We start from the raw sequence: 20,059 nt of genomic DNA on the forward strand, positions 1-20,059 counted from the left end.
GAGAAGATGATGAAGTTTGTATTAGCGCAGCTTAACTTTATTGTGGGCGATATAGCGGGAAATGTTAATAAAATATTGGAAGTTTATCAAAGCGTAAAGCAAGAGGATGCATTGCTGATTTGTACGGAGTTGGCTCTTACAGGCTATTACCCGCAAGACTTGGTACTAAGAAAGTCTGTAATCGATCGTCAGTATCAAGCATTACAGCAATTAGCTGACGCAACTCGAAATAATGCTTGTGGCATAGTGGTTGGCTTTGCAGCAAGAAGCACTTCAAAAATAGGAAAAAGCGTACACAACGCGTTAACGGTTCTAATGAATGGCAAGCATGTTTATGAGTACCATAAACAACTGCTCCCCACGTATAACGTGTTTGATGAAGCGCGTCATTTTGAAGCCGGGACTGAGCCTGGTATTTTTGAATCACATGGCCGAAGAATAGGCTTTTTAATTTGTGAAGATGCCTGGTCAAAGACACACACGTTAAGTTATCAAAATGATCCGGTAAAAGCATTACAGAACGAGAGCCTGGATGCTGTAATCAGCATTAATGCTTCGCCGAACAATATTGGTAAAGCAGAGGAGCGTTTCGCTGTTATTTATAGAGTCGCGCGAAAAACGTCTGCGCCGGTAATTTATGTGAATCAAATTGGCGGAAATGATGAATTGGTGTTTGATGGGAACAGTTTTGTCGTGAATGAAAAAGGAAAGTTGGTTTACCAATTGCCTGCGTTTAAAGAGGCTATCGGCGAATACTGTTTAGATGCTCATTACGACATCGTTCCAAACATTCAGTCTACCGAAATTGATGTGTTATGGAATCAAACGGTACTAGGCCTGCGCGATTACGTTCGAAAGTGCAATTTTAATAAAGTTGTGGTTGGCTCATCTGGTGGTATTGATTCTGCCGTTACATTAGCCATTTGTACTGAAGCATTAGGTGCGGAAAATGTAACCGCGATAACTATGCCATCTAAGTTTTCATCCGCTGGGAGTGTGAACGATTCTAAATCACTTTGCGAAAATCTTAGTATTAACCTGATTGAAGCGCCAATTGCGGAGGAGTTTAAACTAGCGGTTGCCAACTTTGAACGTATGTCTGGAGTTCAGCCTTCACGATTAACAATGGAGAATATGCAAGCACGGATCCGTGGGCGCATACTCATGGAATACAGTAATCATTTCGGTGCATTGGTTGTCTCTACTGGAAATAAAAGTGAAATGAGTGTGGGATACGCCACTTTGTATGGTGATATGAATGGCGGAGTAAATCCGTTAGGTGACCTTTATAAAATGGAAGTGTATGCGTTAGCACAATACATTAATGGGCTGAAAGGCCGAGTAGTGGTTCCTCTAGCCATCATTGATAAAAAGCCCAGTGCGGAATTGTCAGAAGGGCAGTTTGATAGTGATTCATTACCCGATTACCCGCTGCTCGACGCCATATTAAAAGTATACATTGAAGGCGATTTAATGAGTGCAGATGAACAAAACCAATGTTTGCAAATCATTGAGCAGTACTCAATACCTGACGATGAGATTAAAAAAATACATCGTATGGTCGATAGAGCGGAGTTTAAAAGGCGACAGGCACCACCCATTATTCGAGTACAAAAACGAAGTTTTGGTAAAGGGCGTTGGTTGCCTGTGGCGGCAAGATATAGTTAATTGCATTTAGAATTAACGTTAGAGGAGAAGGAAATGACATTGAATATAGAAACGGTCACGATGTACCGACCTACAGGAAGAAATGAATTACAATTGGTGATTGATAGCGGCTACAAACGATGGCCAGCACGATTGCCTGAGCAACCTATTTTTTATCCTGTGACTAACGAGCAGTACGCAATTGAAGTTAATAATTGGAATGTAAAAGATAAGGGGATTGGGTTTGTAACCAAATTCAAGGTAAGAAAAGAGTTTGTGGACAAGTACCCGATAAAAACAGTTGGTGCAAGTCATCATACGGAGTGGTGGATACCAGCGGAAGATCTCGAGGCACTAAACGACAATATCATTGGAAAAATAGAGGTTATAGGTGAGTATCGAGAAGTTGTTAAGTTTAAGTGACTTGTAGTTAAAAGGATAAGTAAGTGAGAAATAAAAAAGTGTCGAAATATTTGAGTTTTATTTTGAGGCATAAACCCGAACAAATTGGTTTGAAGCTCGATAATAATGGGTGGGCATCAATCTCACAATTGATCGAGAAATCAGCAATTTCAGGAGTCGAGATTACACGAGAAATACTGGATGAAGTAGTCGCTGAGAATGATAAAAAGCGATTTTCTATTAGTAACGATGGAAAGAAAATTCGAGCAAGTCAAGGCCATAGCCTCAAAGTTGATTTGGCATTGCAACCCATGCAACCTCCAAAAGTGCTTTTACACGGTACTGCATCGAAGAATCTGGGCTTGATTATGAACGAAGGGATTCGAAAAATGAATCGTCATCATGTTCATCTGACAAGTAATGAGCAAACTGCTATGTCGGTTGGCTTGCGTTACGGAAAACCTATAATTATCGAAGTAGATGCCGAAAGCATGTACAAAGATGGTTATGAATTTTATGTCAGTGATAATAATGTCTGGCTGGTTGATCATGTTCCGGTGCAATACATGAATGTAAAAGCTCAATAGAGAAGTGTGATTATCGAATTCTAATTAAAATTTAAGGAGTCAATTATGAGCAAGGTAGAAGTATTAAAAGGTGATATTACTAGGTTGATTGTCGACGCAATCGTTAATGCGGCTAATTCATCTCTTTGCGGTGGAGGTGGAGTCGATGGAGCTATACATCGAGCTGCAGGCCCAGAGTTATTATCTGAATGCAAAACTTTAGGAGGTTGTAACACGGGTGATGCAAAAATAACGAAAGGCTACAATCTTCCAGCTAAATATGTGATCCATACGGTTGGCCCTGTTTGGTTTGGCGGTCAAAAAAATGAAGAGTCGTTACTTGCATCGTGTTATCGAAACTGTATGAAACTCGCAATTGAACATGAAATTAAAACGATTGCTTTTCCAGCGATAAGCTGCGGAGCGTATCGATTTCCAATTGAACGTGCCTGTCAAATTGCTGCGAAAGAAGTATCAAGCTTTATAAAAGAAAATAAAAATGCGCCTGCGGTTACACTTGTTGGTTTTGAAGATAATATTGTAAAACAATTTAAGAATGCACTTGGTATAGATTAAGTTAACTCTAAATGTTAAAGCTTCGAAATAGGGGAGTAAGAATCTAACGCTCACCACCCTTTTTAGTGGCTTCGATAAAGTATGTTGTATTCTGTAGGATGGGTGAAGCTTTGCGTAACCCATCAATGATTATTTTTAAAAGATGGGTTAACACCCATGCTACTTGTGTTGTGCTATTTTTATAGCGAACAATAGATAATAGAATCGGAGTTGCAATGTTGTCAAATAAGATTCCACAAAAAGTCGATTCCAATGAATCATTTGATAGCTATTTGAAAAAATGGCCTTGTGCTCTATCAAACTTCCCAAAATGTGTAATCAAACAGTGGCCTTTTGAGCACAATGAATGCTTCATTGAAAAATGGTCTAAGTATGATCTGAAAAGTTGGCGGTTTTCATTAAAGACATTTTCGAAAGAAGACTTAGCTAAAATTAGTCACTTTGACGATGAGCGAAAGCAGTATCTAGAAAAAGGAATTAACTGGTTAAGTTCAAGTGAGCAGTCCGCTATTGATGAAATTTATGTTGTGAAATATATGATTAGTAATGGCACCTTTCCATGTCCGATTATTGTTGGTGAAAATGGAGGCCATCTATCACATCCGAAAAGTCGTCCAGGTGAAAAAATGGTTTTACCTTATCAGATACTTGAAGGCCACACTCGTTGGGCAATGATTCTGGCTTTGCTAAAGAATAGTCATTCAAATTTTAAAGAGTATCACAAAGTCTGGGTTGTTGATCTTAGCAAGAGTAAATACTAAATAGTATGATTGTTTAAAGGTTTAGACTGAAATATATCCGAAATTGGCCGATGGCAGAAATCAATACTTACCCTTCGCTAGCATTTTTGAAGTGACCTATATTCTATTGCTTTTTGTAGGATGGTTGAAGCTTTGCGAAACCCATCAACGGTTGCTTTAAAAAAGATGAGTTAACACCCATCCCACATAGGTCAATGAAAATATTGACCTATCCATTACGACATGGCTTTAACTGCGAAAATTGTTTCTCTAAAAGCCGAAGTTATTCTGACTTGTTGTGTAACTCGGTCACTTTAGGACGTCGGCGACGACGAACTTTTTCAGGAACCAAGCCTCGCATGGATTCCATTTTACCAAAGCAAAGTAGCTTATCATTAGGCTCTAAGATGCGTTCTGATTTAGGGTTGGGAATGGTTTTCTCGCCGCGATACAACGTTAAAACATTAATATCTTGTTCTCTCAATTTTGTATCGGCAATGCTTAAGCCGACAAATTTTGAACCTTCCGGAATATATATTTCACTCACGCCATAACCTTTACTCACAGTAAGTCGCTGACGAATATCGATTTCAGGAAAATCGACTTGTTGTGCAATGTAGTCAATGACCGCGCCAGCGATGTCGAGACCGGTGCAGGTTTCGATGCCTTCTAGGCCGGGCGAGGAGTTAACTTCCATAATTTGTGGGCCCGATTTACCTTCAAGCATGTCCACACCAGCAATGCGAAGCCCGGTAATTTGCGCTGCGCGAACGGCTGTATCTATGTATTCCTTTGGCAGATCAATAGGTTCTGCAACACCACCACGGTGAACGTTACTTCGAAACTCTTGTCCTTGAGCAACGCGCCTCATTGCAGCAACAACCTGATCGCCAACGACAAAGGCGCGAATATCTTTTCCTTTACTTTCTGCGACGAACTTTTGAATTAACACATTTTGTTTTTGGCTTTGTAAAAGCTCAATGATTGACTCAGCCGCTTTAACCGACTCTGCCAACAAAACACCGATACCTTGAGTACCTTCAATGAGCTTAATAATAACAGGGGCTCCACCAACCCGTTCAATTGCCGGAAGCACGTCTTTTTTATCGCGGACAAATGTTGTTCTTGGTATGCCTATATGATGTCGGCTGAGTATTTGCAAGCTGCGTAATTTATCGCGCGAATTGCTAATGCCATGTGCCGTATTGGCACAAAAGATATCCATCTCTTGAAACTGTCGAACAACGGCTGTTCCGTAATAAGTAATGGAAGCACCGATCCGTGGGAGTACCGCATCGTAATGACTAAGCACTTTTTGCTTATAGAATAAGTCGGGTTCATTGCGTTGAAGGTCGATTGCAAATTTTAGTGTATTCAACACCTTAACTTTATGACCTCGTTGCAAGGCGGCCTCTTTTAAACGTTTGGTACTGTATGCCGTTGGACCGCAAGAGAGTATCGCGAGCTTCATCGGATTTACCTCTAGTTGCAATAGATTGAATGTATTGACGTTTTTCGCTTAGTGAATACTGACTCATATTAAAACAGTTTTTAGCCACTAAAGTTGACTAATATCAATGAAGCATACTTGCTAACGCCGTCGCTATACCAAGAAAAGACATAAAGCCAGCAATGTCAGTAATGGTTGTTAATATTATAGAAGAAGACTGAGCAGGATCCTGGCCTAACTTTTTTAAACAAATCGGTACCAGAGAGCCGGCTGTTCCTGCAATGGTCATCGATATAATCATCGACAACGCAAGAACCAGAGCCAATCCAAAACTGTTACTCCAATAATAAACGCCAATTGCACAGGTGACGGCAATGGCTAAACCATTCATCAATCCAGCACTGGCTTCTTTAAACATCACCGGTAGCCAGTGGCGAATGGTTATTTCTCGTAAAGTAAGACCTCGCATCGTAACGGCAAGCGCTTGAGCTCCCGTATTACCGGATTGTCCTGCCGCTATCGGCATGAGTACAGCAAGTGCAGTAAACTGTGCAATGGTGCTTTCAAACATACCGACAACAGAAGCGGCCAAAAAACCTGTTAATAAGTTAATTTGCAGCCAGGGCTGACGTTTTCGAACTGCGAAAAAGCTACTAGAAAGGGCTCGCTCGTCTGCACTTGCTCCTACCATGGTTTGTAAGTCGGCCGCTATATTTTCTTTAATTGCGCCGATGGCATTAGCTCCCCTAATGACTCCTAACAACCGGTTATGGATATCAACAACGGGTAACACGTCGATGGCATTTTTTTGAAGTTTGTCAACAACGTCATCTTTTGGGTCAAGTGCATGCACAAACAAAGTAACAGGCTGACTGAGTTGACTGATGCGAAGGTCTGGATCGGTTCCAATTAAGTCAACGAGGTCAACTCGGCTGTGTAACCGCATGTCATCCGTTAATGTGTAGATGCTTTGCCGCCTATTAGAAGGACTGCGAATAATTTGCGACATGGCAACTTCAACAGTTGTGTCCATATTCATTGTAATAACTTGGGTATCCATCATGTAGCCAGCACTGTCCACTGGATAGTCCAATAACTCGCGAAGTTCTTTGGCTTGATTGGCTGTCATTAACGAGAGATACCGCTCCCGAGCCGTTTTGTCTAAGCGGCTCAATAATGATGCACAAGGGCCGGCATCCATGAGTAAAAGCAGTTCGAGCGCGATGTCATCAGGTAACAGTAAAATGATAGAAGCCGCTGACGATGGGGTTATGTACTCCCAAACGCGAAATCGTAAAATAGCGGGTTGCTCTACAAAAACTTGGGCGAACTGCTCAGGCTCCAAAGATTCGAGTTTTTTTGCTGCATCAAATGGGAAATCCCGAAAAAATGCCCGAGTTAATGCATTTACCGAATTTTCATTTTCTGGCTGCAATGCAGAAGATTCGTTTGTTGAATCGATAGGCATACCAAGCCTCCAGTTAACGTGATCTTGGGTTGTGTCCTTCAAACAAATCGAACATGGACAATAATGATGTTGAGTAAGCTTTTGTGATTTGCTCAAATAAATCTTTATGCTTAACCGCTTGGCTTGCGTGTTGGAATTGCAATAGGCCACGGCGCAAATCGCAGTGATGTAACAATCCTATAAGCTCCTGGTATCGGTTATGAACAGGAAGAACATCATATTTTTCCCAACCCATATGGTGATGTGCTGAAGCGAGGCTCAAGCGGCTTGAAATTACTGGCATTGTGAATAAAGGTAATTGAGCAATTTTGGTTTCTTTTTTTGCTAGCAATAAATCAACAAATTTTACGATGCCTTTAAACTGTTTTTTTTGATTAATAACGGCAAGTCCATTGTTAATCAATAAGCTATTGGTTTTCGTGTATTGAAACAATGATTTTTGAACTGTACTGTCATCGTAAAGCATTAAAACGTCAGGACGCATCCAAAATCCAACAATACTTTGTGTATAATTTAGCAAAAGCCGGCAAAGCACGGCTTTTTTTTCCGGAAGGTTATCAAGCAATTTATCGCGTACGGTTGGCTTCGTACTTCTAAGTATATTGGCGATATGATTGGCGTTTAGATCCGCGATTAAGTCGGCTGCTACATCGGGATCAAGTTCCGATAATACGGCAGAGGAATAGAGTGGAAGCATAAACTCGATGAGTTTAATTGCGTAATTAGCGGGCAAAGATTTAATTAAATGAACCGCACTTTCTTTTGGTTGAAGTTCTAATTCACGTGCTGCGGCTTCGGGGTGTTTTTGAATAAAGGCCTTGAGAATTTCCTCTAGGTTATTCATGATGTTCTTCGCTTGGCGGAGGTGTAGAGTGAGGTGTTTGAGAGGAAGAGCTTCCCGACTCTAAAATAATTTGACTCACTTGTTCATGAAACAGTTTTGCTGGAATGGTAGCCCAACCTTTGTCGGTTTCAATAATCAAAGTAGTGGGGGTAATTTCAAGCAGCTCCCCCTTTATGTTATTTAACTCAATAGATTGTCCGACTTTAATGTGTTTGCTCATGGTTTGCGAACCGATAACATTGGCGACAAAACTTTTGGCCCCAAGCGCAAATCCAAATGCTAAACCAGAAAGCAATACACCCAATATGACTATGAATGTGGTTGTTAGAAATTCAACGTGAATGCCTAATTGCTCAACACCAATGATGATGGCGATAAAAACAACGGCAAATTGTGCGAACCGAGCCAGTCGACTGGAGCGTTGAGCTGCTGAAGCATCGGATGCTTTAGCAACACCTAAATACGTTAAGTTGCCCAGTGCAAAGCCTAATAAAATAATAAATAAGCCAGTAAGCACATTTGGAAGGTGTACCAATAATTGAGCGGTAACACCATCAAGAATTTTCCACTCCAACATATTGGCAGATGCCGTCGCAAAAAAGATTAAAACTATCCAAAAAACAATATTGCCACCAATACGAGAGTATGAAGGGCCTTTAGAGCGAGAAATACCGTATTTTCGAGCTGAACGTAAAAGTATGTGTTCTAAAACACCAATCATTTTTCGCGCGAGTATTCGAAGGAGAAAGGCGAGCGTCCAACCGATGAGAAAAAGAAAAAGAGCACCTAAAATTTGCGGTAGGTATTCGATAACCTCTCGCGAAAAGGTCGTATAGGTTTCAGAAAGTGCATCCTGCCAATTAAAGGCTGAGTTATCTTGTGACATTAAAAAAGTAACCTATTGAATACAACCAATGCCTAAAAGCAGATACGATATTTAATATATCGAAGAATCGTCTTGTTGTAGTGAGTTCATAAAGTATAGGTCTAAATTAAAGTTTAGCCAGGTGAATTGCGCAGTGGCGTTTTAGTTAATGAGAGAACTGGCAGCAACTCAGAAGGAAATACGTGAGTGAACAAATACGATTGAAATCAATCGCAGTAAGCGTATTATCGAATGTGACTATTTATTTTTACTCAATGCGGTAACTGCCGACCCCAGTACTACCATTAAAGCCCCAATTATACTCAACGCATTGATCGGTTCAGCTTCGATGTAACCTGGAAACAAATACCCGGTTAGCTGCATAAAAAACAATGTCAATAAGGGGGTAATGGCCAAGGTGGCACTGACTCGTGAAGCTTCCCAATGATCAAGTGCTTCTGAAAAGGCGCCATAAGCGATCAACGTATTGGCTCCGCTAAAAATCAGTAGAGACCATCCAATGGAGTCGAGTTCTAGAGCATCTTTTGGTGCGCTTCCTGGTAAAAATACAATAATACCCACAATGTAAATCATGATCATGATTTCTTCGGAAGGGTAATTTTTCAACATTTGTTTTTGAGCCAGCGCGTAAGCCGCCCACAACACGCCTGCAATGAAAACAAGAAAAATACCCCAAGTATACTCACCCTCCGCAGCTAAGAATTCGTCAAATCGTTGATTAAAAAACAAAACCAACCCAGCACAAAAGGTAATGAGTCCACTCCATTGCCAGCGGTTAAAACTTTCTTTAAATATGATCAGGCCTCCGAGTAGTAACAGCATTGGCGCGCTCTGAATCATGACTTGAGCGCCTTCTGGTGTGGTCAATGAAAGCCCGAACATATAGACAATGTAATTGCCTAATAAGCCGCCGATAACAATGACTGCTAATAAAAGCAACGTTTTGCTTTTCAGTTTTCTGAGGTTTGGAAGACGATTTTTATAAGCGAGGTAACCGCCTAAAACAATGCTGGCAATTAAAAACCGGTACCAAGTGATGGTGACTGCATCGGTATATTTTAAAAGCCCTTTTAGCGCAATTGGCAAGATGCCCCATAAAATTGCGGTAACTAAAGACAAAAATAAACCGAGTTGCCATTGTCCGGTGGTTGTATGCATTGTGGAGCCTTGAAGCGAAAAAACGCGCGATTATGGATAATTTTGACGCATTTTGCTAGAAATATTACAAGTGTATAAGGATTTTAGACGGTTTTGGTGTAATTATGACTGCATCAGTGTCATACGGTTGCTGTTTTTTACCGTTGTGGTAAGGTGCGCGCCGATCCCTATCCCATATGAGTCACAGGATTGCTATGCAGGTATACGGAATTGAAAACGACAGAACATTCCGGCTGTTTATGCTCAGTTTGTGTATAACGGCCTTAATTATGTACTGGCTGTTTGCGCTTCCCAAGTCTCATCTGTTAAAACCCACAGTGAAAGAGTCCGACGTGTACCCTGAATCAGGCCTACCTGATTTTTCCGAATACACCGTTGTGCGAGATCGCAAAGAAGCTTTTTTTAGCTTTTTAAGGCCACTCGTTCAAATTGTGAATAGCGAAATAATGCGAGATAAGCACGAACTGGAGCGCTTTCTTGAAATTTATGGACACAAAAAATATCTGTCACAACGTCAGTGGGACGAGGTAAAAGCACTCGCGGAAAAATACCGGATCGACGTTGATAAACGAGAACGGAAAGGTGCCATTTTGACTCAACTGTCGAGAAGAGTTAGGCCCATTCCTGAATCTTTAGTGCTAGCGCAAGCTGCCAATGAATCGGCATGGGGGCGCTCTCGTTTTGCACGCAAAGGTAATAACTTATTCGGTCAGTGGTGTTTTAAAAAGGGGTGCGGAATCGTTCCAAAAAATCGGCCATTGGGAGAAACCTATGAAGTGGCCGTTTTCAATTCACCCGTCGACTCTGTTCGTAGTTATATGATGAACTTAAATACGTTTCATGCCTACAAAGAGTTTCGACAGCTTCGAGAAATCATGGCGGAAGAGGAGGGTAAAATCTCCGGTGCAAAGTTAGCGAAGGGATTAGTAAACTATTCCACGCGCAGAGAGGCGTACGTAAAAGAAATTCAATTAATGATTCGGCAAAATGATCTGGAATAAAATGAAGGATCCGGCGCAACCGGATCCTTCGAGCGGTCGTTAGAATTGCATCGACCAATTTTCAAGTACACCCCAATCACCCAAATAATGATCTTTTACTTTCAAAATCCAGGTACCTTGAGTATCACCCATTAAGTCAACGGTGAAACTTTCGTTAACGTTAGCGTTGCTATCGTATCGGTTGCTGCGCTTTAACACATAGTAGTGACCTGACGGAGAATAAAGCCGTAAACTGATATCACCACGATAAGAATGCGATAAGTTAACGGTTACTGTTGCTGTACTTTTTTCAGAAGAAACCAAGACATCCAATCCGCTATACACCGGAAACCAGTCATACACAAAGAACGGATGATCGTTCTCATAGTAAGTGGGCACACTCGGTTCGGTTACGGTAACCGTTTGCTCGGTACTGTCAATGCCACCATCAATGGCCACAATACTCAGATTTATGGTGTAGTTGCCAGCTGCTGCAAAGGAGTAGTCAACTACCACACCATTGGCAGCGTTTCCGTCACCAAATTGCCAGGTGTAAGTGGCTATACCACCGGCGGGTGAACTGCTGTTACTTGCGTCGAAAGTACACGTGAGTTCGGTACAGCTAACCGTGTATTCTGCCGTTGGTTGAGTAGGGACAGCCACAAAGCTCTGGTTGTTATTCACCAAGCCTGCGGTGTGCGTGGCTGCAGCTTGCCAAGTAAAGTCGGTGTATTGACTTCCGGAACCACCGAGCTGTAATGAGAAGCCTTCCGGAGTGGATGATGTTTCGCGAACTTCAACATCGACCGATGCCATACCATTGGCTGGACCGTTAGTAGCGGTAAAGCTGCCTTCGTAGCTGATGAATTGCACCACATTGCCGCTGTTATCCATTAAGGCAATACCATCGGGTGCGCCGTTTTGCATACCACTAAACTCGAAATGCAAAGTACCAAAACCGTTGCTCTGATTCGGGATAACGCCGGTTAAATCGATGGTGCGATATACACTGCCACCGTTGCCGTTGTAGCCAAGCAATTGCCACCCTTCTAAAGACAGACCTGCCGTACCGGCAATTTCAACAAACTCATTGGTATCGGAACCTGCGTTGTCGTAATGGAACTCGTTAATCCACGCTGCACTGTCTTGCGGGCCGCTTGCATCGGTTACCGTTAGCGTTTGGCTGGTGCTATCGGTACCACCATCGACCGCTAAAATATCGAGCGTGACCGTGTAGTCGCCTGCTATGTTAAAAGTGTGATTGACCTGAACGCCGGTTGCAGTCACTCCATCGCCAAAGTCCCAGGTGTACGTATCGATACCACCCGCAGGTGAGCTACTGTTACTGGCATCGAAAGAGCAAGTCAGGTTAGTACAGTTGAAGGTAAATTCTGCGGTGGGTTGTGTTGGGCCTCCACCGGTGTAACTTTGGTTGGTGTTAATGCTTCCAGCCGTGTTCACGCTGGCGGTTTGCCAGGTAAAGTCAGAGTAACTGCTGCCGCTTCCACTTAATTGAAGCGAGTAACCCACTGGCGTTGACGACGTTTCGCTTACACCCACATCTTGCGATGTCATTCCTGAAGCCGGCCCCGAGGTTGCCGTAAAACTGCCTTCGTAGCTAATGAATTGCACGGCGTTGCCGTTATTATCAACCAATGCGATGCCATCGGGCGCACCGTTTTGTAATCCCGCAAATGCGAATTGCAACGTACCAAAGCCGTTTTCTTGATCGGGTAAAATGCCTGAAAGGCTTACGCTGCTGTAATTTGCACCACCGTTTCCGTTGTAACCCATTAATTGCCAGCCGTTCAAGTCCAGCCCAGCGGTTCCGGCAACTTCAACAAACTCATTTGTGTCGGTGCCTTCGTTATCGTAATGGAATTCATTGATCCAGACTTCACCATTGGAATTGCCACCCGAAGCATCTGTAGTCGCGCTAACAATGACGCTGGCACTCGATTCGTTAAAGCTGGTATCGATTGCGGTAATGTAATAGTCGTAACTCGTGTTGGCAGGCAAAGAAGTGTCAACAAAGTGGGTGCTGGTGATCAAATTGGAAGTGATGCGAGTGAAGTTGTTTGCCCCAGCATCGCTTCGATACACATAGTAACCGTTAAGGTCACTTTCGGTATTTGCGGTCCAGCTTAAACTGATTTGCGCCTGTCCTCCGTTCGCGGATAAACCTGTAGGTGAAGCCGGTGGGGTCGTATCACCAGAACCCCCGCCCAAATGCGAACAGTCGTTAGAGAAAACGCAAATGGCGTATTCGGGATGATCAATAAATGGATTGCGATTGCCTTGATGACTGAAAACCACATCATTGCGACGGCGCTCCATATCGTCAACGGGATCTTGTTGATGCCATTGCAACAGCACCGATTTTAAACCCATGTAGGCAACGGAAATATTACTGCCGGTATTGGATTGTGCAATCAGGTTTAAATCATCCGTTAAACGCAAATCCGGTTCCGAAATACCGGTTACACCATGACTGTCCCCTTCGTAGCGCACCGCGAGGTACATTAACGCTCGAGCAACATCGCCACGACGACCAATCCAGGTTTCCCACTTTCCGTTTGTCAACGAGCCGGTTGTCCAATTTGATTGTGTTGAAGTACCACCTTGATTGTTGTTGTAGTCGGTTGGCTTCTCATCACATGAGGTGCTACAAAAGTCGTAAGGTTTGTTGCTGCGACTGGAGTTGTAGCTGCTATCAGAAATAAATAGATGATGTGCATCGGTGTAAGGATAGTTACTGCTGCCATCGTTTGGAAAACCGTAAGACTTAGGCCAAGAATGCTCTCTGTTGTAAAAGCTATTACCGCCGCCGACTTTCGAGTAACTCGCATTTTTATAAATATCTAACACATTATTACTGTTGTTTGGATCTTCATCGGCCGCTTCCAGAATATCCCAGGTGTCGGTATTGCTACTTGTATAGGGAAAGCGTTGATGATCATCAATGATTTCATGTAATGATTGGTGCAGCGCTGTTCCGTTAGAAGTGTTGACTGAGTCGTAATAGCTTGTTGGTGGTGCCGCTGTAACAGACACAGCGAACCCCGCACCAGCCAACAAAGCCAGAGCTCGTTTAAAAGCACGTTGATTCATAGGAATTACCTGTATTTTATAATTATCGGTTGAGAACTCAGAGACGAATCTCTGATGGTTTTAAATTCACCAGTGCGGTGAACTTGGCGTTGAATGATCTTTTATTTTTCAAACAAAAAGCAACTGTAAATATTGGTAAGAAAATAAAGAACACTTAACACGCATAGTTTAATTAAGAGTTCCAAACATACGTTTTCTATTACTCAAAAGTTTCACGGCGCGGTATGCGCTAAGGAAGTGCGACATTCTTTAAACACTTGCTGTGCGCTATTTTGGCGATTGCCATACTAATGATCATATTGATCAACACCGCAATAACAATCACGAGTGCAAGTCAAATGCACTATCTTTTTGAGTAGTAATATGGAGCTCTTAATTTATGTATTTTGCAACGAGATTTTGAAAACTGAATGACGTAAATTTTTCTTTTTGATGACCGTTTAATTGCAGTGCAAAATAATTTTACGAGATAATTGTTTAAGATTCACTCGCAAGTTTGTATATAAATTATTCTGAGCCATAATTGAGTTTGAGATGTAATATTTAGAAGCATCGGCGATTTTGTTTTTCTTGAGATAATTTACTTAAATGATTAAAAAGAGTTAGAAGCAATTACATCATGAAGTCTAGTCTGCAACATATTGTTGTTGATGATCTTATACAAGCCGCTCATTCGGTCTTTGAATCACTACTCGGTTGGGAGGTGTCTTTATTAGATGCCAGTTGTTATACAACTGATGGATCAAATGAGTGTTGGTGTGCTTCTGTAGTGCTTGTTGAAAATGAAGCGAATTATCAGCTTACGCTCGAGTGCTCCTCTGTAACCGTTAATAAAATTGCTGAAGATTTTTTCGATAAAAAACTTCAGGAAACTTCAGAAAATGAAAGAAGAGATGCTCTAGGTGAATGCATAAACGTTTTGGCGGGCTCTCTTATTCAACATTTAAGCACTCATTGCGAACAAGGACTGCCGATGGTTCAATGTCAAAGCTCGTTCGAATCAATTTCCCCAGACGTTTGCGCTGTATTCGGTGTAAAGGATAAAATAATGAAGCTTTCCATTGGCAAACATCGACTCAAGGATGCAGCTTCATGAAGTTTTTAATTGTTGATGACAGCTTGGCAATGCAAAACATTGTTAAGCGAGTTTTAATTAAAGCTGGCTATAAAGACTGTGAATATCGATGCGCTGAAAACGGAAAAGAAGCTTACGATATTATAAAAAGTTGGCAACCTGACTTAGTGCTATGTGATTGGCATATGCCCGAAATGAACGGGCTGGAGTTATTGCAAAAGCTTCGTGCCGAAGAGTTGGAAGTGAAGGTGGGTTTGGTGACCACTGAAACGGCGGTTGAAAACTTGCAAAGTGCGAAGGAGTCTGGCGCATTGTTTATTGTTAACAAACCGTTTACTGTGGCGTCACTAAAAGAAGCCATACTTCCGGTGCTAGCAGGAATTAAGGAAGGTCCCGGTTCTAGTATTGTTTTTCCACAAACGCAAACCTTGCAAAAATTATTTGGTGCTTTTTATCGTACCAAATTTCAAATATTTGAAGATAAAGTGCAACCTCTGAGTGAAGAACAAATGCCATTTTCGGTTGGTTTGTTTTGTGATAGCGATAAACGCATACGCTGTGTGGTTACGCTTGACCTTCCCACCACGTGTTGCATGGGCGGTGCATTTATTGGCATGGAGTCGCAAGACGTTATTGTAGCTATTAATGAAAACAAAGTACCCGATAAAATTGTTTCGTCCACCGAGCGTATTATGAATATTCTGAGTACCCTGATATACGATTCGGATACGCATACGGAATTGAACTTGTATCGAATGCAGATGGTTTATACACCGTTTCCTAAAATTGTTAAAATTAACTCGTCGCCATCGGATTACCGTAAGAATTTTTTGGTTAATATTGAAAATTATGGTGGTGGACAGTTCTTTTTTGAAGTTGAGAGTTAGTGGTTTAAGTAAGAGTATTTGATGGTTGAAAGGCAGGTTGTTAAAGCTTGTGATATGGGGCAGTAAGCGTAGGGTGGTGATAACCCATCGCTTAAATAAAAATTAATGGGGAACAAGTTTTTGATGGGTTACGCTGCGCTCCACCACATCCTACCAATACCTGAAATACCTTTCGTTATTTTGCTCTGAAAAGTGCCACTTTAAATATGTTTAAATAGCAATGTAAACAAAATGTAAACTTTTACTATTAACAATTTACGTTTGGATGTCTAATAGTCATCCATACAATTTCGTATCCTGTAGTTATTCCATCAATACTAGCTCAGGAGTGAAAACATGGATACCCGACCCAAAAGCGTTAGAACGTTAATATCATTAGCCATAGCGACTTTAATTGGTAGTGCATCAATCAGCCATAGTACGGAAAATCAAGCAATCAATAACACAAAAGAAAGCTTAAAGTCCCCTTCACAAGTAGAGCCAATCAAACGAAAGCCACCTATTCAAATTGTAAAACCTAATGAGCGACCGAGAATTCAATTGGCTATTTTACTCGATACCAGCAATAGTATGGACGGGTTGATCAATCAAACTCGAAACCAGCTCTGGCAAGTGGTTAATGAGTTTTCATCCGCTAAACGCAACGGTATGACACCTATTCTGGAAGTTGCCTTGTTCGATTATGGCAATACGGGTAACGCAAAGAGTAAAGGTTATGTGCGTAAGCTGAACAGCTTTACTACCGAGTTGGATCGTGTGTCGGAAGGGTTGTTTTCACTCACCACCAACGGCGGTGATGAATATTGCGGTTACGCTATTAAAACAGCGGTTGAGCAGCTACAGTGGAGCGCGTCACCAAATGACATTAAATCCATTTTTATTGCCGGTAACGAACCCTTTACTCAAGGGCCAGTCCATTATCGAGAAGCTATCGCCGCTGCGAAAAAGAAAGGCATTGCGGTGAATACCATTTACGCGGGTCACTACAATCAGGGTATTAGCGAAACCTGGCAATCCGGTGCAGTTCTAGCCGATGGCAGCTACATGAGCATCAATGCCGATCAACAGGTTGTGCATATTCAAGCGCCTCAAGATAAAGAAATTGCCGAGCTTAACGCCAAGCTGAATCAAACTTATATTCCGTATGGAACTAAGGGGCAAGAAAGCGCAGAGCGACAAATGAAGCAAGATCTTAATGCCAGTAAAGTTTCCGGTGCGTTGTTGGCGAAACGGGCAAAATCTAAATCCAGTGCATACTACAACAATAAATCATGGGATCTGGTTGATGCGTTGGAAGAAAAAGAGGTTGATTTATCATCGGTTAAAGACTCCGAATTACCAGAGCCTATGCGTGCCATGAAGCTGGAAGAGCGAGAGAAATACGTTGCTTCAAAAGCGGAAGAGCGCAAAGCTATTCAATCGAAAATCAAGCAATTGGGTGAAGCGAGAGCTGCGTTTGTTGCGGAGAAAAAAAAGCTACAAGCAACTACAGAAGCGAGTATGGATGAAGCTTTGTCCTTGGCTATTAAAAAGCAGGCTGCTGAAAAATCATTTATTTTGGAGGATAGTCATTAACTTCACGAGATGACGCTTCTAGGTAATTCCATTCGACAACGCTCAGTGAATGCTAAATCTTTTCCTGTACGCTAACTGAGCTTGTCGAAATTAAAGTTAACGAAGACTTATTGTTTTTAGCTCATAAGAAGGGTGCTAACCCATTAAAATTTTCAAATAATTTAATGGAGGCTTAAAGTTTGTCAATATCGTTATATAATTTATGACGGGTTACGCTATCGCTCCACCCATCCTACGACTTCTGCTACTCAACTCACCTTACGACTTAAATCACTTCTTCATATAAACGTAAAAATAACTTGCTGTTAATTTTGAAAAAAATAAAGCCTTGATTTTTTGCTTTTTCTAGCATATTTATACCTAAATGCCCTCCAAATACTATTAGTATGTCATTATATCAAGTCACATTGTGGATGTTAAAAGTGTATTCAAAGAATGAATGAGTTATTAGAACAATGGCTATTTGATCCTGTCGTTGGAAAAATTATTGCGACTTTATTTGTAATAATAGCTGTATTCGCAGTAGTTCGAAGTTCACAACGTGTTTTAGGTCGATATATTGAAAGTTCAGAAAGGCGCTATCGCTTAAGAAAGCTTATAACCTTTTTCGGATATATTGCTGCAATTTTTCTACTTTCAATTGTATTTAGCGATAAACTTTCGGGTTTGACCGTGTTTTTTGGTGTCGCTGGTGCGGGAGTCGCTTTTGCGTTACAAGAAGTGATCTCAAGTGTAGCGGGTTGGGTTGCAATGTCGTTCGGACGTTTCTATAACGTTGGTGATAGAGTTCAACTTGGTGGCATTAGGGGTGACGTGATCGACATTGGCATTTTACGAACTACAATTATGGAATGTGGCGGTTGGATTAATGGTGATCAATATAATGGACGTGTGGTTCGTGTTGCTAATAGCTTTATTTTTAAAGAACCAGTGTTTAATTATTCATCTGACTTTCCATTTCTTTGGGACGAAATTTCTTTAACTGTTAAATATGGAAGTGACTATGAATTAGCTCGAATTGAATTTTTTAAAATTTTGAATGAGGTTACGGATTCTTACGTAAATAAATTGAAAGAACAATGGCGACAAATGACAGAGAAATATATGTTAGAAGATGCAAGGCTTGAGCCGATGGTTACTTTAGTTATGAAAGATCATGGGGTGGAATACTCTTTACGGTATGTGGTTGACTATAAATTACGTCGTAGTACTAAAGATAAAATATGTACCAAAATATTAGAGATTTTTGAACTCTTTAATCAGAAAATAAGTCTTGCTTCGACATCGTTAGAGCTTAGTTCGATTCCAGCGATTGAAGTTAATATTCCTGACTCTAAAAAAGCGGATTGAAATTAGTGTTAGCTGGCTTTTAACAGAATGTTGACTAGATAAAGTATTCGTTATTTTCTAAATTCAATGGGAGTATTTATGGGTCAAGTAAATTGGTTATATGGATTTAGTAGTATTTCTATTGCTTTTTTATTATTTGCTGCGATTGTAGTTTTAAATGAAGTTGGCTATCGAGTAGGTCGATTTGTTCAGGCTCGTACAGATGATGAAGTTAAGTCGTTAACGGGTTCAATTCAAGCGAGCATTTTAGGTCTTCTAGCATTGCTGTTGGGTTTTACATTTAGTATGTCGATGCAGAGGTACGACAATAGAAGTATGGCCTTGATTGATGAAGCAAATTCGATCGGTACGGCAATACTGAGAACTAAGCTATTACCAGAAACATATCAAAGTGAAGCTGTCGATTTGCTTCAGGACTATGTCAAGTTGAGAGTTGAGATTGCACGAATAGACTTAACTAGAATGGAAGAGAGAGCGGTATATAATGAAAATATTTCTGAAATACAAGATAAACTCTGGTCTTTAGCTGTGTCTGCAACAGAAGATGATCCTCGTGCTGTGACTACTGGAGTATTTGTAAAGTCTTTGAATGATGTATTTGATAGTCAAGGGAAGAGAAATGCGCTTCTGAAAATGCAGGTGCCTGAAGTTGTATTAGTTCTATTATTTCTAGTGTTTATTTCATCAGGCGGGATAATGGGGTATTCCGCAGGTTTAAGTGGAAAGAGAGTATTTGCACCAATAGTGCTTGTATCGACATTAATTACTTTAATCGTTTTTATAATTATAGACTTAGACCGACCAAAGAGGGGGATGATTCAGGTTGATCAAAGTGCAATGATGGACTTGATATCTAATTTTAAATAGATAGCTCGTGGATGGGTAACGCTATCGCTCCACCCATTCTACGACTTCTATACGATAATTAAGGCAAATGCGGTTTGCGGTACGTAGTATGAAGGAAGTTTAATGGAAATAACCTTTTTTCAAATTATCGGTGCGGTTTTAATTTATAGTGGTATAAAGCACTATAAAACGGGTGAAATCCCATGGTCGTTCGAAATAGGGCCTAGCACTGGTGATATCGATCTCACTCCAGATAAATATAAGTACCAAAATAAAGGTGTTTATAAAGGAAAATGGGTGAAACCTATTTCTATAGCAAGTGTATTTGCTGGCTTACTTTTAGTCTTTGTTTTTAAAGGAGACTTTATTGCTTTTTCTATTTAACCGTATGAAGTTTACTCTAATACGCGCCAGTGTTAACAGGCGTAGGATGGATGCAACCCATCATCATTAATAAATTAATACGAAACAAAAAAATGCTAAAAATTTATCATTTTC

General features: G+C 41.1%; 18 protein-coding genes and 1 pseudogene. 12 read left to right on the forward strand and 7 right to left on the reverse strand.

Going from position 1 to position 20,059, the window contains the following annotated elements:
- Positions 1 to 9 precede the first annotated feature (9 nt).
- The 5 genes from ACTUJY_RS13160 to ACTUJY_RS13180 all read left to right on the forward strand — a co-directional run bounded on the left by ACTUJY_RS13160 (position 10) and on the right by ACTUJY_RS13180 (position 3,952).
- A complete protein-coding gene (locus tag ACTUJY_RS13160; protein ID WP_463616562.1) occupies positions 10 to 1,668 on the forward strand; it encodes an NAD+ synthase in 1,659 nt (552 codons plus the stop codon).
- Between the two features lie 33 nt (positions 1,669 to 1,701).
- Complete coding sequence (locus ACTUJY_RS13165; protein ID WP_463616563.1) at positions 1,702 to 2,070, forward strand: hypothetical protein; 369 nt, start codon at positions 1,702 to 1,704, stop codon at positions 2,068 to 2,070.
- A 23-nt stretch (positions 2,071 to 2,093) separates the two neighbouring features.
- Positions 2,094 to 2,636 (forward strand): RNA 2'-phosphotransferase, encoded by a 543-nt coding sequence (locus tag ACTUJY_RS13170; protein WP_463616564.1) that lies wholly within the window; start codon positions 2,094 to 2,096, stop codon positions 2,634 to 2,636.
- 45 nt (positions 2,637 to 2,681) lie between these two features.
- Positions 2,682 to 3,191, forward strand: coding sequence for an O-acetyl-ADP-ribose deacetylase (locus ACTUJY_RS13175; protein WP_463616565.1), 510 nt, complete (start codon positions 2,682 to 2,684; stop codon positions 3,189 to 3,191).
- Between the two features lie 215 nt (positions 3,192 to 3,406).
- The gene (locus ACTUJY_RS13180; RefSeq protein WP_463616566.1) at positions 3,407 to 3,952 is read left to right on the forward strand and encodes a hypothetical protein; all 546 of its coding nucleotides are present in this window, start codon (positions 3,407 to 3,409) and stop codon (positions 3,950 to 3,952) included.
- A gap of 262 nt (positions 3,953 to 4,214) precedes the next feature.
- Here ACTUJY_RS13180 and ACTUJY_RS13185 read toward each other — a convergent pair whose 3' ends face one another.
- The 6 genes and pseudogenes from ACTUJY_RS13185 to ACTUJY_RS13210 form a co-directional block, all read right to left on the reverse strand.
- Positions 4,215 to 4,496, reverse strand: a complete 282-nt coding sequence (locus ACTUJY_RS13185) for a cation:proton antiporter regulatory subunit (protein WP_463616614.1) — start codon at positions 4,494 to 4,496, stop codon at positions 4,215 to 4,217.
- 48 nt (positions 4,497 to 4,544) lie between these two features.
- Positions 4,545 to 5,402, reverse strand: a pseudogene (locus ACTUJY_RS13190) (ATP-grasp domain-containing protein); the annotation flags it as partial.
- A 103-nt stretch (positions 5,403 to 5,505) separates the two neighbouring features.
- Positions 5,506 to 6,849, reverse strand: a complete 1,344-nt coding sequence (locus tag ACTUJY_RS13195; RefSeq protein ID WP_463616567.1) for a magnesium transporter — start codon at positions 6,847 to 6,849, stop codon at positions 5,506 to 5,508.
- A gap of 13 nt (positions 6,850 to 6,862) precedes the next feature.
- Positions 6,863 to 7,693 carry a magnesium transporter MgtE N-terminal domain-containing protein gene (locus ACTUJY_RS13200; RefSeq protein ID WP_463616568.1) on the reverse strand — a complete coding sequence of 277 codons (831 nt, stop codon included), beginning with the start codon at positions 7,691 to 7,693 and terminating at the stop codon, positions 6,863 to 6,865.
- Complete coding sequence (locus tag ACTUJY_RS13205) at positions 7,686 to 8,579, reverse strand: mechanosensitive ion channel family protein (RefSeq protein WP_463616569.1); 894 nt, start codon at positions 8,577 to 8,579, stop codon at positions 7,686 to 7,688. The genes ACTUJY_RS13200 and ACTUJY_RS13205 overlap by 8 nt, the downstream gene beginning before the upstream one ends.
- A gap of 237 nt (positions 8,580 to 8,816) precedes the next feature.
- Positions 8,817 to 9,737, reverse strand: coding sequence for a DMT family transporter (locus tag ACTUJY_RS13210; protein WP_463616570.1), 921 nt, complete (start codon positions 9,735 to 9,737; stop codon positions 8,817 to 8,819).
- A gap of 194 nt (positions 9,738 to 9,931) precedes the next feature.
- On the opposite strand from ACTUJY_RS13210, the gene ACTUJY_RS13215 reads away from it, so the two are divergent.
- A complete protein-coding gene (locus ACTUJY_RS13215) occupies positions 9,932 to 10,738 on the forward strand; it encodes a glucosaminidase domain-containing protein (RefSeq protein WP_463616571.1) in 807 nt (268 codons plus the stop codon).
- Between the two features lie 39 nt (positions 10,739 to 10,777).
- Here ACTUJY_RS13215 and ACTUJY_RS13220 read toward each other — a convergent pair whose 3' ends face one another.
- Positions 10,778 to 13,828, reverse strand: a complete 3,051-nt coding sequence (locus ACTUJY_RS13220) for an endonuclease (protein WP_463616572.1) — start codon at positions 13,826 to 13,828, stop codon at positions 10,778 to 10,780.
- Between the two features lie 619 nt (positions 13,829 to 14,447).
- On the opposite strand from ACTUJY_RS13220, the gene ACTUJY_RS13225 reads away from it, so the two are divergent.
- The 6 genes from ACTUJY_RS13225 to ACTUJY_RS13250 all read left to right on the forward strand — a co-directional run bounded on the left by ACTUJY_RS13225 (position 14,448) and on the right by ACTUJY_RS13250 (position 19,945).
- Entirely contained in the window at positions 14,448 to 14,924 is a 477-nt protein-coding gene (locus tag ACTUJY_RS13225; protein WP_463616573.1) for a chemotaxis protein CheX, read from the forward strand.
- A complete protein-coding gene (locus tag ACTUJY_RS13230; protein WP_463616574.1) occupies positions 14,921 to 15,790 on the forward strand; it encodes a response regulator in 870 nt (289 codons plus the stop codon). The genes ACTUJY_RS13225 and ACTUJY_RS13230 overlap by 4 nt, the downstream gene beginning before the upstream one ends.
- A 336-nt stretch (positions 15,791 to 16,126) precedes the next feature.
- On the forward strand, positions 16,127 to 17,365 hold the full coding sequence (locus ACTUJY_RS13235) for a VWA domain-containing protein (protein WP_463616575.1): 1,239 nt from the start codon (positions 16,127 to 16,129) through the stop codon (positions 17,363 to 17,365).
- 435 nt (positions 17,366 to 17,800) lie between these two features.
- Positions 17,801 to 18,715 carry a mechanosensitive ion channel family protein gene (locus tag ACTUJY_RS13240; protein ID WP_463616576.1) on the forward strand — a complete coding sequence of 305 codons (915 nt, stop codon included), beginning with the start codon at positions 17,801 to 17,803 and terminating at the stop codon, positions 18,713 to 18,715.
- A 78-nt stretch (positions 18,716 to 18,793) separates the two neighbouring features.
- Entirely contained in the window at positions 18,794 to 19,582 is a 789-nt protein-coding gene (locus ACTUJY_RS13245; RefSeq protein WP_463616577.1) for a bestrophin-like domain, read from the forward strand.
- 102 nt (positions 19,583 to 19,684) lie between these two features.
- Positions 19,685 to 19,945: a hypothetical protein gene (locus tag ACTUJY_RS13250; RefSeq protein ID WP_463616578.1), complete on the forward strand. Its 261-nt coding sequence runs from the start codon at positions 19,685 to 19,687 to the stop codon at positions 19,943 to 19,945.
- The last annotated feature ends 114 nt before the right edge of the window (positions 19,946 to 20,059 follow it).

This window comes from Pleionea sp. WD8-19 (genome assembly GCF_055326765.1).

Bases quoted from the DNA above. Each gene is read 5' to 3' on its own strand.
- ACTUJY_RS13160 (WP_463616562.1), top strand. From the start codon at position 10: ATGAAGTTTGTATTAGCGCAGCTTAACTTTATTGTGGGCGATATAGCG.
- ACTUJY_RS13165 (WP_463616563.1), top strand. From the start codon at position 1,702: ATGACATTGAATATAGAAACGGTCACGATGTACCGACCTACAGGAAGA.
- ACTUJY_RS13175 (WP_463616565.1), top strand. From the start codon at position 2,682: ATGAGCAAGGTAGAAGTATTAAAAGGTGATATTACTAGGTTGATTGTC.
- ACTUJY_RS13180 (WP_463616566.1), top strand. From the start codon at position 3,407: ATGTTGTCAAATAAGATTCCACAAAAAGTCGATTCCAATGAATCATTT.
- ACTUJY_RS13195 (WP_463616567.1), bottom strand. From the start codon at position 6,849: ATGCCTATCGATTCAACAAACGAATCTTCTGCATTGCAGCCAGAAAAT.
- ACTUJY_RS13200 (WP_463616568.1), bottom strand. From the start codon at position 7,693: ATGAATAACCTAGAGGAAATTCTCAAGGCCTTTATTCAAAAACACCCC.
- ACTUJY_RS13205 (WP_463616569.1), bottom strand. From the start codon at position 8,579: ATGTCACAAGATAACTCAGCCTTTAATTGGCAGGATGCACTTTCTGAA.
- ACTUJY_RS13210 (WP_463616570.1), bottom strand. From the start codon at position 9,737: ATGCATACAACCACCGGACAATGGCAACTCGGTTTATTTTTGTCTTTA.
- ACTUJY_RS13215 (WP_463616571.1), top strand. From the start codon at position 9,932: ATGCAGGTATACGGAATTGAAAACGACAGAACATTCCGGCTGTTTATG.
- ACTUJY_RS13220 (WP_463616572.1), bottom strand. From the start codon at position 13,828: ATGAATCAACGTGCTTTTAAACGAGCTCTGGCTTTGTTGGCTGGTGCG.
- ACTUJY_RS13225 (WP_463616573.1), top strand. From the start codon at position 14,448: ATGAAGTCTAGTCTGCAACATATTGTTGTTGATGATCTTATACAAGCC.
- ACTUJY_RS13230 (WP_463616574.1), top strand. From the start codon at position 14,921: ATGAAGTTTTTAATTGTTGATGACAGCTTGGCAATGCAAAACATTGTT.
- ACTUJY_RS13235 (WP_463616575.1), top strand. From the start codon at position 16,127: ATGGATACCCGACCCAAAAGCGTTAGAACGTTAATATCATTAGCCATA.
- ACTUJY_RS13240 (WP_463616576.1), top strand. From the start codon at position 17,801: ATGAATGAGTTATTAGAACAATGGCTATTTGATCCTGTCGTTGGAAAA.
- ACTUJY_RS13245 (WP_463616577.1), top strand. From the start codon at position 18,794: ATGGGTCAAGTAAATTGGTTATATGGATTTAGTAGTATTTCTATTGCT.
- ACTUJY_RS13250 (WP_463616578.1), top strand. From the start codon at position 19,685: ATGGAAATAACCTTTTTTCAAATTATCGGTGCGGTTTTAATTTATAGT.